This window comes from Sporosarcina sp. P17b, assembly GCF_002743115.1.
Lineage (GTDB): Bacteria > Bacillota > Bacilli > Bacillales_A > Planococcaceae > Sporosarcina > Sporosarcina ureae_C.
This window is the reverse complement of the sequence record NZ_PDYP01000011.1, coordinates 69,187-85,580: the sequence shown is the minus strand read 5'-3', so window position 1 is coordinate 85,580 and position 16,394 is coordinate 69,187. Positions and strand designations below refer to the sequence as shown.

The 16,394-nt window shown below is 43.4% G+C and carries 16 protein-coding genes; 8 read left to right on the top strand and 8 right to left on the bottom strand.

Features of this window, described 5'->3' with window-relative positions; translation table 11 throughout:
- Nucleotides 1-311 precede the first annotated feature (311 nt).
- The 6 genes from hpf to flaG all read right to left on the bottom strand — a co-directional run bounded on the left by hpf (nucleotide 312) and on the right by flaG (nucleotide 4,177).
- Entirely contained in the window at nucleotides 312-869 is a 558-nt protein-coding gene (hpf, locus tag CSV76_RS12715) for a ribosome hibernation-promoting factor, HPF/YfiA family (protein WP_085428432.1), read from the bottom strand.
- Between the two features lie 118 nt (nucleotides 870-987).
- Nucleotides 988-1,359, bottom strand: coding sequence for a PilZ domain-containing protein (locus tag CSV76_RS12710; RefSeq protein WP_085428431.1), 372 nt, complete (start codon nucleotides 1,357-1,359; stop codon nucleotides 988-990).
- Between the two features lie 66 nt (nucleotides 1,360-1,425).
- On the bottom strand, nucleotides 1,426-1,779 hold the full coding sequence (fliT, locus tag CSV76_RS12705; RefSeq protein ID WP_099625806.1) for a flagellar protein FliT: 354 nt from the start codon (nucleotides 1,777-1,779) through the stop codon (nucleotides 1,426-1,428).
- Entirely contained in the window at nucleotides 1,776-2,177 is a 402-nt protein-coding gene (gene fliS, locus CSV76_RS12700; RefSeq protein WP_099625805.1) for a flagellar export chaperone FliS, read from the bottom strand. Before fliS ends, fliT begins: the two co-directional genes overlap by 4 nt.
- Nucleotides 2,178-2,210: 33 nt before the next feature.
- Nucleotides 2,211-3,782 carry a flagellar hook-associated protein 2 gene (locus CSV76_RS12695; protein WP_099625804.1) on the bottom strand — a complete coding sequence of 524 codons (1,572 nt, stop codon included), beginning with the start codon at nucleotides 3,780-3,782 and terminating at the stop codon, nucleotides 2,211-2,213.
- Nucleotides 3,783-3,802: 20 nt separating this feature from the next.
- Nucleotides 3,803-4,177 (bottom strand): flagellar protein FlaG, encoded by a 375-nt coding sequence (gene flaG, locus CSV76_RS12690; protein ID WP_099625803.1) that lies wholly within the window; start codon nucleotides 4,175-4,177, stop codon nucleotides 3,803-3,805.
- A 227-nt stretch (nucleotides 4,178-4,404) separates the two neighbouring features.
- Between flaG and CSV76_RS12685 the strand changes: the two genes are divergently transcribed.
- From CSV76_RS12685 to CSV76_RS12665, 5 genes are all read left to right on the top strand, one after another.
- The gene (locus CSV76_RS12685) at nucleotides 4,405-6,372 is read left to right on the top strand and encodes a methyl-accepting chemotaxis protein (RefSeq protein ID WP_099625802.1); all 1,968 of its coding nucleotides are present in this window, start codon (nucleotides 4,405-4,407) and stop codon (nucleotides 6,370-6,372) included.
- A 113-nt stretch (nucleotides 6,373-6,485) separates the two neighbouring features.
- Entirely contained in the window at nucleotides 6,486-6,614 is a 129-nt protein-coding gene (locus tag CSV76_RS12680) for a YjcZ family sporulation protein (RefSeq protein ID WP_083035222.1), read from the top strand.
- A 25-nt stretch (nucleotides 6,615-6,639) separates the two neighbouring features.
- A complete protein-coding gene (locus CSV76_RS12675) occupies nucleotides 6,640-6,801 on the top strand; it encodes a YjcZ family sporulation protein (protein WP_085428425.1) in 162 nt (53 codons plus the stop codon).
- Nucleotides 6,802-6,940: 139 nt separating this feature from the next.
- On the top strand, nucleotides 6,941-8,923 hold the full coding sequence (locus tag CSV76_RS12670) for a methyl-accepting chemotaxis protein (protein WP_099625801.1): 1,983 nt from the start codon (nucleotides 6,941-6,943) through the stop codon (nucleotides 8,921-8,923).
- A gap of 653 nt (nucleotides 8,924-9,576) precedes the next feature.
- On the top strand, nucleotides 9,577-10,074 hold the full coding sequence (locus CSV76_RS12665; RefSeq protein WP_099625800.1) for a sigma-70 family RNA polymerase sigma factor: 498 nt from the start codon (nucleotides 9,577-9,579) through the stop codon (nucleotides 10,072-10,074).
- Nucleotides 10,075-10,708: 634 nt separating this feature from the next.
- Here CSV76_RS12665 and CSV76_RS12660 read toward each other — a convergent pair.
- On the bottom strand, nucleotides 10,709-11,263 hold the full coding sequence (locus CSV76_RS12660; protein ID WP_099625799.1) for a competence protein ComK: 555 nt from the start codon (nucleotides 11,261-11,263) through the stop codon (nucleotides 10,709-10,711).
- Nucleotides 11,264-11,736: 473 nt separating this feature from the next.
- Here CSV76_RS12660 and CSV76_RS12655 point away from each other — a divergent pair, with 473 nt between their 5' ends.
- From CSV76_RS12655 to CSV76_RS12645, 3 genes are all read left to right on the top strand, one after another.
- Nucleotides 11,737-13,071, top strand: coding sequence for a sigma-54 interaction domain-containing protein (locus tag CSV76_RS12655; protein ID WP_085428421.1), 1,335 nt, complete (start codon nucleotides 11,737-11,739; stop codon nucleotides 13,069-13,071).
- Between the two features lie 246 nt (nucleotides 13,072-13,317).
- Entirely contained in the window at nucleotides 13,318-14,640 is a 1,323-nt protein-coding gene (locus CSV76_RS12650) for a GntP family permease (protein WP_199173067.1), read from the top strand.
- A gap of 21 nt (nucleotides 14,641-14,661) precedes the next feature.
- Nucleotides 14,662-15,429 carry a 3-hydroxybutyrate dehydrogenase gene (locus CSV76_RS12645; protein ID WP_099625797.1) on the top strand — a complete coding sequence of 256 codons (768 nt, stop codon included), beginning with the start codon at nucleotides 14,662-14,664 and terminating at the stop codon, nucleotides 15,427-15,429.
- A 167-nt stretch (nucleotides 15,430-15,596) separates the two neighbouring features.
- Here CSV76_RS12645 and CSV76_RS12640 read toward each other — a convergent pair whose 3' ends face one another.
- Nucleotides 15,597-16,388 (bottom strand): putative hydro-lyase, encoded by a 792-nt coding sequence (locus CSV76_RS12640; RefSeq protein WP_099625796.1) that lies wholly within the window; start codon nucleotides 16,386-16,388, stop codon nucleotides 15,597-15,599.
- Nucleotides 16,389-16,394: the final 6 nt, after the last annotated feature.

Below are 16,394 nucleotides of genomic sequence, written 5' to 3'. Positions count from 1 at the left end.
GATTGTAAATAATGTTGAGCTTTCGAGGCTATGAGCGGTTATCCAGGTTCTATGATCACTTAGATGAATCTATGAGCACTCGTGGCGTCTGATAGAGCGGATAGTGCGTGCTATAGAGCGCAAAATGAGTTCTATGAGCGCTTAAACGGATTCTATGAGCGAAAGCTGGACGCTGGAGCTTCAATCCCCTCCCCCTACACAAATTCACTCACTATTCCCAAGCACTTGCCCTTGAACTTAAAGATCTTAACAAACGTAAAAAAGTCAAAAACAAAAAAGCCCAGCCGAGGCTGGACTTTTTGGATTGCTTATTAGTTTGTTTCGATTAGGCCGTATTTGCCATCTTTACGCTTATACACAATGTGTGTGCCATCAGACTCTGCATCCGTGAAGATGAAGAAATTGTGGCCCAGCATGTTCATTTGAAGAATCGCTTCCTCTTGATCCATTGGCTTCAAATCAAACTGCTTCGTGCGCACTACGTCGAACTCATTATCGTCCTCTAGCTCTACTGCAGCACTATTGTTATCAGTTGACTGGAAGAAAGCGGCTACACCTTCGCGCTCACGTGACTTACGATTAACACGTGTTTTATATTTACGAATTTGACGCTCTAGCTTGTCGACGATTAAATCAACAGCTGCATACATATCGTTGTGACGCTCCTCTGCGCGAAGTGTCAAATTCTTCATAGGAATTGTAATTTCCACTTTTGTTTGTTTATCACTATAAACTTTCAAGTTAACATTTGCTGTAGCGTTTACACCTTCTGAAAAATAACGCTCTAGTTTTTCAACTTTCTTTTCAACGTACTCTCTGATCGCCGGAGTTACCTCGACGTTTTCACCGCGAATATTGAAGTCTAACATATGAACTCCTCCTTTATTTAAACCATCACTACCTTACTTCTTCATAGTACCCTTAAATACCTTCTCAAAACTTAAGAATAATGCAGAATTGTAAAGAAACTTCTGATTTAGGTTGGTTTCACTCGGTTTCTTTCACTTTTCGAGCATGATGTTTTAATTCTTCGGTGATTAATGTATCGACTTTTTGATCTTCACCAAACTCGAAACCGTATTCAAATCCGTATTCGGTTTGTGTTTTCCAAGCTACGTTTCCTAAAATTTCAAACGGGTGCTTAAAAATTGTGAACTCCAATTGCAGGGCTAAAATTTCCGATCGCACAGGCAAATCCAAATTAGTGACAAATTTCACGCCACCTGTACTGATGTCCACAATTTCGCATTGCCCTTCGTTAGATAAGCTTTTTTGTTCATTATTTAATTGTATACGGAATGTTGCGGGTATGTATGGATCGAATGGGTACCGAAAGTAGTCGTGGCGATTATAGCGCATAGGACGTTTCCCTTCATTTAAATTTCACTATGTAAAAAGCCGAAAGAGATTGCTCTCTTCCGGTTATTAGTGCTTCGAATCGAAATACGCACCATCTTGAGACATTTTACCATATGGATTCACATAGTTATTCATGTTTTCTTTTTTGGCTTGTGATTGTGAAATATTTGTACGAATTTCATTGGTGAAGTGATCTAGACTAGTTTGTACTTCTTTTTCTAGGCGAATTAATTCTGCCCCAAATTCGTCTTCTTCCGCTGTAAAAGGTTGAATAATTTGTGACTGCAGCAAATCACGTTCATCGAGAACTTTCTCGATTTTCTCAATAACTTCATCACGCTTTTCTTCATCGGTTTCTTTCACTAGCGATATCAATAGAAGAGAACGCTCATGCCACATCGTCATTGCAGGTCGGATCATATTTCACTCACGTTCGAATATTGCTTCGAACGATTAATTTGAATGACCTGCTTCCACGTGTCGCGGAATTCCGTTATGATGCCCGCAGCTTCTTCAAACAGAGCCGGATCATTTTGGATATTTCCGTCGATTAGGCGGCTGTTGACGAACTCATACAAAACGAGCATGTTTTTGGATACTTCATAAGACGTATCCAATGTCAGCATTAATTCAGTTACGATCGCCTGTGCTTTTTGAATCGCAATATTCTTTTGTTCCAGATTGCCTTTAGCCAGCTCCATCTTGCCTTGCTGAATAAATTTTAGACATCCGTTATAAAGCATTAACGTCAACTCGCCAGGCGTAGAAGTCGTCACCGTATTCGTCTGATATGCTGCATAAGGGTTGTTAGTAGCCATTTATGTCAATCTCCTTTTTCTAGCAAAGTTGCGTTACATGCCGCCGCCAAGTGAACTCATCAACGCCGCAGACTGGGAATTCGCACGCTGGATCGCTTGCTCCATCGCGTTAAACTGCTTGTAGTAACGACTTTCCATCATCTGTAGCTTCGTTTCAAAGCGCTCGATTTGTTTGTCCATGTTTTTCAAAGAACGACCGAGAGCAAATGTATCGTTGACAGCAGTAGAACTACCTGCTTTTACTGTGATTTTCTTTTGTGCGTCTTGTAGTTCGGTGCGGTATTGTTGAGCAATTCCTCCCTGTTTAGGATCAGTATTGCTTTTACCGATTAAATCATAAACTGCATTTGGATTTTCTGAAATTTTTTCACGTAGTTTATCTTCATTTATCGTTAATTTACCATTATCCAAATAGTTTTTGGTAGTCTCGATACCTAGATCTTTCAGGCTGATTGTGATTGGTTTTCCATCATCACCAACACTCTTACCATCTTTATCAGTAGTATTTACCGTTGTAGTCATTATTGAACGTAAATTATTTAACATGGAGGAAATTGCGGGATCGCCCTTCATTGTTCCGCTCTTCGCTTTTTCTTCCCAAAGCTCAATTTCCTTTTCTTTCATATCCGATTTTTCTTCGGCAGAAAGAGGATGGAATGATTTAAATTCTTTTTCTTTAATCTTGCTATTTAGCTTTTCAATCATTTCGTTGTAGTCGTTGACGAACTCCACTACCGAGTCAAAAATCTTTTCGGTATTAGTAGAAGAACTGAAGGAAACTGGAGAATCAGTTTTTTGTTTGAGAGATACTTCAAAACCATTAATTGTAAAAGTGTTAGATGCCCGTGTTGTTTCTAGACCATTAAAGGTAAACTTCGCATCTACACCTGCTGCAGACCTAGGTTCGTCGTTCGGTGGAGGAACGGGCGCATCCCAAGGCGGTGCTGGTGGAGCATTTAACCTTAATTTATTTACAAAGGAATCTTCACCTGAAGTTGAACTGGTAATCAATATTTCTCCTGCTCCACTATTCTTAGCACTCATCGCTATTTTACCAGATGAGGAATCATAAAAAGCACTGACACCGGTTTTCTCATTTATCCGTTTCAATACAGAATCCAAAGTTTCAGTGTCCTTTATATCTATTGTAGTTGCTTTACCTGACGGGTCCGTTATTGTTAGTTTTTGGTCACCAGCAATTCCTAATTCTGTAAGCGTTTTTGTCTTTACTTCCTCGTCTGTCAGCTTTGCCCCGTCTGCACCAAGCTTAAGTACGCCACCTTGAAGAGTCGCTTGTTTAGCTAATCTTTCTACTTCAATCGTCCCCGAAAAATCAGAAGTAGAACCCTTAGCCGTTATACTAACCGCCTTCTCATCCGAAACACTAACATTTTTCTGCATATAGGTACTCTGCTTCATAACCGTATCAAACAGTTTGTCACTTGATTTTCTCAAGTCGCGGTTCGTGGAACGATAGTCGTCTAGTTGCCACTGTGTGTATTGTTTCTTTTGCGTAATTTTATCAAGTGGGATTCGATGTGCTTTCATCATGTCTCTAATGATTGATTCTGTATCGATTCCCGATGCCAATCCACCGATTCTCATCGTGCCTCACACCTTTTTTGTTATATTTTTTTATCGATTAGCAATCCAATGAAATCTTTCATGGCTGCGTGTATGTCGAGCAATTTCTTCGGAGGTATTTCACGAATTACCTCTTCTGTTTCAGGGTCGATGATCGTTACGTAATATTCATTTAGTTTCTCATGAAATTTAAAGCGTAACTGAACATTGACACTATCGAGGAATTTGTTCATGCCCTCCGTTAATTTTTTCGCTTCACTCTTGGACAACTCCGCTTTCTGTTCTGGTGTCGCCTGTTCTGCTGGCTGACCCATGGGTTGAATGTTTGCCACTACTATTTTGTTTTCAACGGACCCACTCTCATAAGATGATTTCACTGGTTGCGTTGCGGGGCCGTCGCCAATTCGGCTGACCATACTCGTACCCCCCGTCTTTAATCGAACAATCGTTACTTATAGTATCGGATTCAATTAGCGGATGTTAAGTACAGCATGGCATATTCTTCTTTACGTTCTTGCCACTTTTTTCACTTTATCTGTCTACTACTCAATAAATTTTTCATAGTTATGAAATTCAGACTATTAGAACAGTCAAAAGTAATGTATGATAAGAACAATCTATAAGAGTAAAGGAGCATACATCCATGATTCATTCCATCAAAACGAAAATGATCCTTCTTGTCCTCATACTAGTTGCTGGAGGCATCCTGACAATGACTGGAATCAGTAGCTGGTTAGTTAAGGAACGGACAGAGAAAAATATCATCGAATCAAGCAGTACGTTACTTTCCGAAATGAGCGAATCCATTGAAGCGGATTTGCGTCAATACAGCAAAGGACTGGAGTTGCTGACGGATTCATCGGACTACACGAACGCATCCGCCACTACCGGTAAAGCCGAAGTTATCAAAGCACTCAGTAACACGTTGGATACTTATCCAGATGTTTCAAGTACTTATCTGTCATTCGCGACAAAAGAAACGATAATTCGTCCTTACGTGGATTTAACAGGCTTCGATCCCACTCCACGAGAATGGTATCAAAAAGCAGTAGCGGACACGAAAGTAGTACATTGGACCAAGCCTTACATTGATGAAGCAACGGGCAATTTCGTTATTAGTGCTGCAAAAGCCGTCATGAATGGAAATGAATTCGTCGGTGTAGCTGGAATCGATATTCAATTGTCGACGATGTCTAAAGATATTTCCGCAACGAATATCCCCCATGGCGGTTATGCATTCATTCTCGATTCTGAAGGGACAGCTATCGCCCACCCGTCGCTCATTGGGGAAAATGTCATGGATCGCGCGTACGTGGCCAAAATGTATAAAGAAGCAGCAGGACATCACACATTCGAGCAAGACGGAGTTGAAAAAATCGATATGTTCACGACGATTCCAAATTTCGACTGGAAGCTTGGTGTGATCTACGACCAGAAAAACATGCAATCCCTTGCAGCTGGCTTACGAAATGTGATGATCGTTGCGGCCATCGTCACACTCGCTATACTCGCAATCATTCTTTTCATTTTCATCAGTCGCGTATTGAAACCTATTTTCAGACTGCAAGATACGGTGCAACAAGTAGCCGATGGTGATCTAACGGTTCGTGCCAACATTCATTCTAACGATGAAATTGGAGAACTTGGCAAAGGCTTCGATAAGATGCTTGACCAAATGAACGGCTTGATTACGACTGTGACGCATTCCGCTTCTAATGTACTTGCGAGTTCACAAAACTTGAGTGCAGTATCAGAAGAAACGAATGCGACAAGCGAAGAAATTGCTAGTGCTTTGGCGGAAATTACTCGAGGGGTTGTGAAGTCCGCGGAAAACGCGGAAACGGTCACGACACGCGCGGATTTATTGAATCAACAAATTCATTTTGCCAATACAACCGCTAGTGAAATGGCTGGCCTGGCAACGGAAGCTGTATCTTTCAATACGGACGGTCGAGCGCAAATGAGTATTTTAAGCTCTTCATTCAATAACTGGAATCAAGACTTACAGCAAATGGGCGGCATGATTGGCTCTTTGGAAGATAAAGTGAAGGCGATCAGTTCCGTCATCGACGCGATTACCGCGATCTCTTCTCAGACCAATTTACTCGCGTTAAATGCAAGTATTGAAGCAGCCAGGGCCGGTGAACATGGTAAAGGCTTCGCAGTCGTAGCAGACGAAGTGCGTCAACTCGCGGAACAATCTGCAAGATCTGCTGAACAAGTGCGGTCAACAATCCATGAACTGCAAAATGGTACGCAACATGTGATCGAACAAATGAACAGCACACGCGATACATTCGAGCGTCAAATTACGGTCGTAACAGATACAGAAGGAATTTTCGAAAGAATTTCTAGTTTCATCGGCGATATGCAATCCCGAATTAATCAAGTCACTACCGCTCTTCAAGAAATGGACGTTCATAAAAACGATGTCTCTGAGCAAATTCAAGTGTTATTGTCGACTACAGAACAATCTGCAGCGGCTTGTGAAGAAGTAAGTGCTTCTTCAGATGAACAGCTCCACGCGATCGGCTCCGTTGCAGAAGCGGCTGAAGCCTTGACGCAATTGAGCGAAGACCTTAGTGATGCCGTAGAACGATTCAAAATCTAACAACATCCGCCTCTCCTTTTTAAAGGATTGGCGGATTTTTTTATAAAAGCCAAGGCACTCTGAGAATCTCTGCATAGAATAAGGGTAGTTCCACATTTGGAGGTGAAATCAATATGGGAGAATCAGTTAAAGGATCTGGGTACGGTGGCGGTTATGATGGTGGCTTCGGCTTTTCAATGATCGTTGTTCTGTTTATCTTATTGATCATTGTCGGTGCAGGATTTATGGGTTACGGCTGTTAATTACTTAAAAAATGGAGGTGGAGACATGTTTGGATTCGGTGGATATGGACACGGTGGTGGCGGTTACGGTGGATCTGGTTGTGAAACGGGTGGGTCTGGTGGATCTTACGGCTCATGCGGTAGCGGATTCGCATTGATTGTCGTATTATTTATCTTACTCATTATTGTAGGCGCCGCTTGCCTATAAGCCTTTAAAAAGAAACCTGTCGATTTTTCGACAGGTTTCTTCATTTTTCTTTATAAAACCATCAATACATAGGAAATTTAGCCGATAACAAGTTAGGTACAATATAGCATCACACATCTAAGAAGGAGCTGAACACCATTTGTTACGGTCAATAAAAACGAAGATTATCTTAACCGCTATCATTTTATTCATTTTAGGTATCGCCTTAATGACTTGGATGACCAATGATCAAGCGAAGAAACAGTCCATGGCCAATGCCATTGATTCAAGTAATGCCATTATTAGTGAAATGGGATTCGGAATATATCACTTTATGGACAAGTATGAACAAGGATTGGCGTTGTTGGCAACGACTGACACCATAACAGAGTTTACTGGAGAAAATGGAAAAGAGGTAACTGTCAAAGAAATAGAGGATCGTTTACAAACTTTCTTGTCTATGTACTCAAGTGCAGATGCCGTTTATTATTCATTGACGTCCAAATATACGGTCATTAAGCCGGATGATGATTTAACGGATTATGATCCAACTACGCGAAACTGGTATCAATTAGCGCAAGAACATCCAGACGAAGTGCAATGGACAGAGCCGTATTTGGATGATACAACCAATCAGTTTGTCATTACTGCTTCCAAAGCCATTCTGATCAACGGTACGTTTGTCGGGGCTCTTGGAATGGATATTGAACTGAGCGCATTAACAGACGAAATAGCGAGCCGCGATATCGGATTTAACGGCTATCCCGTATTGCTCGATGATCAAGGACTAGCTATCGTTCACCCGTCCAAATCAGGAACGGATGTAACAAACGAAGCACATTTCAAAAAAATGTATGATGCGGACAGCGGCGTCATCGAATACACCGACGATCAAGGTATCGACAAACGCAATATTTATACGACGATTCCCGAGTTTAATTGGAAGGTCGGTGCAGTCTATGAAGAACGCAAACTAAGTGCGATGGCACATTCATTGCGTAACTCCATGCTAATCATTGCATTGATTACATTAATTCTCACATTCGTCGGCCTATTCATTACGATAAGCCGTTTACTGAAGCCTCTCGATACAGTCAAAGATTTGATGGCGCAAGTATCAGGTGGAGATCTAACAGTCCGGTCAGATAATCAAAGCACAGATGAAATCGGTGAACTGAGCCGTGATTTCAATAATATGGTGCAAAACATGAACGACATTATCAGCGTCGTCCAAACATCAGCCGATCACGTCCGATCGAACTCAGAGAGTTTGAGTGCGGTGTCCGAAGAAACAAGTGCCGCAAGTAACGAAGTCGCCACGGCGGTCGGTGAAATTGCGCAAGGTGCTGCACAATCAGCGGAAGATTCCGAGACTGCGACAGAGCGTACGGAGCTTCTCGGTCAAGAAATCAATGAAATTCGCGAAAAAGCAGAAGCAATGCTGGACATTGCCACGCAAACCGGCATCCAAAACGATAACGGCCAACAACAAATGGGCGCACTGAAGTCTTCGTTTACGACAACGAGCGAAAAACTAGAAGAGATGTCAAGCGACATTCATTCACTTGGCGGAAAAGTACAAGCGATCGGCAGTGTTATGGAAACGATCATGAACATTTCCAAGCAAACGAATCTTTTAGCGCTAAACGCAAGCATTGAGGCGGCTAGAGCAGGAGAACACGGCAAAGGATTCGCCGTCGTAGCTGAAGAAGTTCGCACACTCGCAGAACAATCGGCACGTGCAACAGACGATGTCAAAGTAACGATAGAAGAGTTACAAAAAGAATCACAGATCGTGTCGCAACAGATGCAGGAAACGATCAACACATTCCGCGATCAAGGCGTCGTTGTGGGTGATACGGAGAATACGTTCGGAGAGTTATCTTCTCTCATGGACACGATGCAAGAGTCGATCCATACCGTGTCCAATGAAATTCGATTGGTCGCGACGCATAAAGATGAGGTCGCGATGACGATCCAAACGATGTCAGCTACGTCGCAAGAGACGGCAGCGGCATGTGAAGAAGTTAGCGCGTCTTCGGAAGAGCAGTTACGTGCGATTCAGTCGGTGACAGAGGCGGCGGAGACGTTGACTGAGCTGAGCGAGAAGTTATCAGAGGTTATTGAGCAGTTTAAGGTGTAATAGGCAGAAGGATCCGTCACTAGACGGGTCCTCTTTTTAATGTTGAGACGTCATTGGAACGTTGATTTCCGTTTTAGGCGGACGCTTTCCTGCGGGCATGGCTTGAGCCTCCTCGTCCGCTTCGCTACCTGCGGGGTCTCAAGGCTCATGCTATTCCCGCGGGAGTCGCCGCCTAAAACGAAAATCAACTGAGTGTTGCGGGATTAATTAGTGACTTTTCTAAAGGTCTAGGTCAAGTTATAAAGCTACTTCTACTTTATTAGCTATATAAGTCAATCATCCGTTTTCAAAGAAACACCAAGTTGATTGGAGAGGAAGGCGGCGACTCGGGAAGGTTCAGCCCGATCAGGTGAGACAACCAGAGGGAGCCTGCGACCTGGTTGGCTCACCGCGGGCCCTTCCGAACGCGTCCGCCTGGATCGGAAATCAACGGCTCTAAAGACGTCACAATTTTTCACTGTCACTTCACTTTTTAAAATACATTCCTTCCACCAAAACCATCTAAGCAAACTACTTACTTTCCCTAGCGCAAAAGCATGTCTTTCCCCTAGGCAAAACGATGAAATACCGATTCGTATTCCTATGCCAGACTTTCTATTATGTAGATACCCAGGGAATACAAAGTGTCGTGCACGACCTGAAGAGGTCGCTTTATGGAAAACCAGAGGAATGAAAATTTTGAAGAAGTGATGCAACAGTATGAACCGATGATTTCAGCCATTATACGAAAACTAAATATCTACCGTGACTATGACAGCTTCCGCCAAACCGGACGCTTCGCCCTGTACCAGGCATGGTCACGCTTTGACGCAACCAAAGGAAACTTCACCCCCTTCGCCTACCGCTCCATCTACGGTGCGATGTTAGACGACTTAAAAAAGGAAAACCGATTCAGCGAAGTCAACACAACGGTAGAAACCGAAACACTCGAACACCTAGCACAATGCGACTTTGCCGAAGATCCAAACAGCCAACTACACGAGGCCATCACCGCTCTTAGAAAAGAAGAACGTGAGCTGCTCATCAAACTATACGTAGAAAACAAAACCCAAGCCGAATGCGCTACCCACTTCGGCCTCACCGTCCCAGGCATCAAAAAACGAAGAGAGCGTATACTGAAACGACTAAAAGGAAAACTAACGAGTAGTTAAATATAAGATGAAAGCCCATTGGAACCGTTTCTTCGAGAACGCATATTAAACTTAAATAACAAAACAAAAAAGCAAGGGCCGCCTAAATAGGTAGCCCTTGCTCTTGTCTTTTGATTTTAGTTTTTTAGCTTTTGACTTTAAAATCCCTACACAATACAAGTTGAAAGACAACACCAGTTGATCGTAAGTGGAAGGTGGCGACTCCCGGAGGATCAGCGTGCGCCTTGAGACCCCGCAGGGAGCGCAGCGTACGAGGAGGCTCAAGCCACGCCCTCGGGAAAGCGTCCACCTGGAACGTCGATCAACGTTGCCTTACCACCTTACCCTTTCCACTTCTTAAACCCACGACGCTGTGCAAAACGCGCACAAGACGAACACACCTTAATCTTCTTATCATTCGGCAAATAATACCCCTGATAAACAGAAGTCCGCTTCTTGCAATATTCACACTTCGGCTTCAAAAAATCAAACAACATATCGTTCCCCTCCTGACCACTCATAAACAAACGACCTCACGAAACCATTCATAATTACCTTGAGTATACCACCCCTCCAAGAAAAACAGTAAACATTTCAATAAATGAGCATACAGAAAAAGCGCTCCCCCGAAGAGGAACGCTATGTATCAACCTATTTACTCATCCGTAATCTCATAATTCCCACGCTGATGTTTCTTACGAATCAAGAACGTCTTATGCCCTTTCTTCACACCGAGCGCCATCTGCGTGAATCTAGCTACCAAACCATTTTTCAACATACACGTCCGCTGATACCTGCTCTGAAACGATGAATAACTACAGTTCACCGTAAACACATTGCCATCGCGGAATATCACTTTCGTGTGGTTTTTGTCGATTGGCAAGAACGTCAAGACATGCGCTAGCGAAAACCACACACAATCATTACTTGACGGGGAATGACTCGGAAACCAATACATATCCAAACTTTCACTGACCATCACAGGCGTCATATGGATTCTACCCATCAATGCTTTGCCGCCTTCAATGCCACCACGCAAACTCGTACCAAAATATTGCATACTTAAGTCCACTACCGCAGTTGGACTAGTGTCTACTAAAACAAAATCACTATCTTTCAGCAACACTGCACATAACTTTCCCTCATCATTATAATACGGATAAACCAGACTTGTACCGGGTGTAATTATTGACTTCGTTTCCTCATCCATTTCCCATTATCCCCCTTTTTTATATAAATACCTTTCGATAAGTGGAATTAAGGGGTATACTAACACTAGGTTGGTATACACCAGCTGTCGATCCTCGAGTGTGTCTCGCATGACATAAGCACTCGGGGGTTTTCTGTTTCCACTAGGTGACACAATGCTTTTCACCTCCTTTCAGACAAATACGAACACGCACAAAAAACAGGCCAATAAATAGTGCTTCAGTTATTGACCTGCAATCATTCATTTTTTCATGAGAGTAAGCGTTTACATAATGAATTGAACACAAAGTACCTGTCTTAACGACTAGTATATAGTACTATGATGTTTCCGTCTACTGTCATTTTCCATTATTCTGATTTTATTGTAGATAATTAGGAAACATTGTAGAACATATTGATTTTATGTATTTATTTAGGAGTTTATTAACCTAACCTATATTCAAATAAAACTTACGGACAAGAAGGTGGATCACAATGGATCGCTTAATAACGAATCTTCCGGAATATGTATTGAATCAAATATTAGAAAATGCGTTTCAATGGTTCGTCGTAGTGGACCAGGACGCACGGATTCTGTATATGAACCAAGATTATTGCAAGTTTCTTCATATCGAACAGAAAGATACGATCGGTCGCCCTGTTAATGAAGTCATCGAAAATACGCGTATGCACGAAGTGGTGAAAACTGGAGAAGAACATATTGCGTCCCCTCATTACATTAAAGGAACGTATATGCTGGCAAATCGTATTCCCATTCGAGTAGACAATAAAGTGGTCGGCGCATTCGGAAGCGTCGTATTCCGTGACCTTCATGACTGGCATCATCTAAGTTCACATGTTAAACAAACGTTGGAGAAAATCAATATGGGTGCTCCTGCCATGGAAGAAAGCACGTATCAAATGACCGATATCAAAGGGTCTTCTGCCGCTATTTTGTCCATTAAAGATACGATTCATATGATTGCTCCGAGTGATCTGCCCGTTTTAATTCAAGGCGAAAGCGGAACAGGCAAAACATTATTCGCGCACAGCATCCATCAATTATCCAACCGGTCAGATCATCCGTTGATTACGGTCAACTGTGCCGCCATCCCGCCCAATCTATTGGAAACCGAATTGTTTGGAAAAGGAGATCGTAGCGGACGAAAAGGACGTATTCAGCTAGCGGATAAAGGTACATTGTTTTTAGATGATATCGGCAGCCTTCCCTTACCTGTTCAAGTGAAGTTGCTTAGATTATTGAATGACGGAGTCGTGGAATCGCCGAACTCTCATCAAGTGGAATCGGTCAATGTACGAGTGATTGCTTCAAGTAGCCAACCACTAACGGAACTTATCGAAGCCAATCAATTCCGCACTGATCTGTACTACCGCATACAAGCCATTACATTGAACGTACCGCCACTTCGGGAGCGCATGGAAGACTTTGCAGAAATCATTAGCTTCATATTCCATAAGACGATCGGTCAAACCGGCAAAAGAAGTATGGAGTTTTCGAAAGAAACCTTCACGTATTTGAACACGTATCACTGGCCAGGCAATATACGAGAATTGCAAAACGTGATTCAAGCTGCGGTTTATTTAACGAGCGGAGACGTGATCACACCCGATGCCTTGCCGCCACAAGTCAAACAGCGAAAGGTTCAGTACGCCCCTAGTTCCCGGACACTTGCTGAATCACTCGAAGAAGTCGAGCGAACCATTCTACTCGATACGTTAGCTCAATTTCCAAATAAAAAAGAAGCCGCTCTTATACTTGGAATTAGCAAAACCACGTTTTACGAGAAATTAAAAAAATATGATATTTGAACTATTTTCCGGTTTTCCGGAGTGCATTCCTGAATTCCGAACTTAAACCCTATCATTCTAGCACTATAATTCCTATTTTCCGGAATATTTATGTGTAAAGAACATGCAAACCCTGTATTTAAGCGGTTTGCATGTTCTTTTATTTTCTGCTTTAATAAATGAAAGCGCTTCACTTGTAACATTTTAGACAAATCTTCACGAGTACGTTACAAAAATATTCTATTATATGGAGGTAGACGGATGGGTATATTAGGGATGATTGGACTTATTGGAGGTTTGGCTTTACTCATTGTGTTGACGATGAGAGGAGTCAACATATTAATCGCTGGACCGATTTCGGCATTATTTGTAGCATTAATGAGCGGCATGACGTTATTTCCTCAATTAGCAGGTGAAGGCGAAGACAACTTCGTCACGAGTTATATGACGGGATTCACGAGTTTCATCATGTCTTGGTACTTGATGTTCCTACTCGGTGCGATCTTCGGTAAAGTAATGGAAGACAGCGGAGCAGCAGACGCTGTGGCGAAATGGTTCGTTGAAAAGCTCGGCATGAAATTCGCGGTCCTTGCGATTGTTATGGCGTGTGCGATTCTAACGTATGGCGGAGTGAGCTTGTTCGTAGTAGCATTTTCCGTGTATCCGATGGCTATTTCATTATTCAAGCAAGCGGATCTACCGAGACGTTTCATTCCAGCGACACTCGGACTTGGATCGGTGACGTTTACGATGACGTCCGCGGGATCCCCAGAAATTCAGAACTGGATTCCGATTGAGTTCTTAGGTACGAATGCATACGCTGGATGGGAAGTCAGTCTCGTCGTGGCATTATTCATGGCACTCTTTGGTTACTGGTGGCTGAAACGAATCATTACGAAGGCAGTCAATAAAGGCGAACGTTTCGTTGATCGTTCATCCGATCCTACATTTGATACGACACGTTCATTGCCAAATCCATTCCTTTCTATGATTCCATTGGCTATTGTATTAATCATTTCATTCCTATTCCATGATAAACTAGCACAATCCGCTTTAATCCTAGCGTTACTCGGCGGAATCATCTCTACGTACTTCGTAGGTAGAAAATATTCACAGAACTACGGAGCAGCCATTTCAGCGGGTACACTTGGCGCAATGGTCGCAATCGGAAACACAGCAGCAGTAGTTGGATTCGGTGGCGTAGCGAAAGCAGTCCCTGCATTCCAGGACGCAGTAGCCATCATGACGAATATCCCGGGATCACCATTAATCGGTGCAGCCATTGCGATATCTGTGATCGCAGGTATGACAGGTTCCGCTTCAGGCGGTCAGGCTATCGCTCTCCCACTACTCGCACCTCATTATATGGATATGGGTGTCGATCCGGAAGCCCTTCACCGCGTGGTGGCGATTTCATCCGGTGCTCTTGATTCATTGCCACATAACGGCTATGTCGTTACGACGATCCAGTCTATTGCAGGCGAAACACATCGTGCAGCGTATGGCGCCATGGCAGCGGTCACGGTCATTGTGCCGACCATAGGTGTCGTCATCGCGATCGTCCTATTCTCACTAGGTTTCGGTATTTAATCGTTCAAGGAGGAAAGTAGTATGGTAAAAGATAAAGTATTGCTCATCACAGGCGCAGCGCAAGGTATAGGTTTCGAAGTATCCAAAGCCTTCTCAGAAGCGGGCGCAATCGTCGTGTTGACGGATTTGAATGAAGACAAAGTAAAAGAAGCGGCTGTCACGTTAGGTGGCAGCGCGATCGGCTTAAAATGCGACGTAACGAAAGAAGAAGATATTCAAGCAGTCATTGATGAAGCGATCTCTCAGTTTGGTAGAATCGATATTCTCATTAACAACGCAGGACTGCAGCATGTCTCGAATCTAGAAGATTTCCCAACAGCAAAGTTCGAGTTGATGGTGAAAGTGATGCTAACGGCTCCGTTCATCGCAACGAAGCTTGTATTGCCGCATATGAAGAAACAGCAATTCGGTCGTATTTTGAATATGGCATCGATCAACGGGTTGGTTGGATTTGCGGGGAAAGCGGCGTACAATTCCTCGAAGCATGGTGTGATTGGTTTAACGAAAGTCGCTGCGCTGGAGACGGCAGCTGACGGCATTACAGTGAACGCGATCTGTCCTGGGTATGTGGACACTCCGCTTGTGCGCAATCAGTTTGAGGACTTAGCTGAAGTTCGTGGTGTGCCGTTGGAGTCTGTTTTGGAGGATGTTATTTATCCTTTGGTTCCGCAGAAGCGTTTGTTGGATGTGAAGGAAGTGGCGGATTTAGCGTTGTATCTTTCGGGTGAGAGTGCGAAAGGGATTACTGGGCAGGCTGTTGTGCTGGATGGTGGGTATACGGTTCAGTAACCTAAAAACCGTTGATTTCCGTTCCAGACGGACGCGTTCCGCGGGCACGGCTTCCACTACAATCAACTGAGTATCCCTTCACTACTTTAGTTCAATTACTAAATTAAAAAAAGTTCTCAAACCGACTACTTGTCGAGTTGAGAACTTTTTATTGTCTTCAAACGAAATTACATAACACTTAACTCTGAATCTTTCATATCACTAATAAACATACACCCAGGAGAGTGCGTGATCATGATAGACGGCTTACTCTCCATAGCCACTGCTTGCGGTGTAACCCCACACGCCCAAAACACCGGGATTTCCCCTTCGTTGATCGTCACGCTATCGCCGAAATCAGGTGCGGAAATATCCTTAATTCCAATCAAGCTCGGATCACCTAAATGAATCGGTGCACCGTGTACATCAGGATAACGAGTAGTGATTTGAATGGCGCGAATGGCGTCTGCGGCTTTCATCGGTCGCATGCTGACGACAGTAGGTCCTTCGAAAATGCCGGCCGGTGTACAAGGAATATTGGTCTTGTACATCGGCACGTTGCGATTTTCTTCGATATGTCGAATCGGAATGCCGCCAGCGAGTAGCGGGGCTTCGAATGTGAAGCTGCATCCGATTAAAAAGCCGACCATGTCGTCTTCCCAGTAATCTGTAATATCGTGTACTTCTTCAGTCAACACGCCATCTTTGTAGATGCGATAGCTCGGTACTTCACTGCGAAGGTCTGCGCCTTCTGCCATTTTAGCCGGACGATAGGAACCGGGTCCTGTCACATCCAGTAGCGGACAAGACTTCGGATTTCGCTGGCAGAACAACAGGAAATCGAGAGCGTGTTCTTGTTTCAATATGACTAGATTAGCCTGTGTGAATCCTTTTGCCATACCTGAAGTCTGACCTGTGATTTGCTGCGCGCGAATGAGTGTCCGAATTTCTTGTGGCCTCATAGAGCTATAATTTTTCAATACATG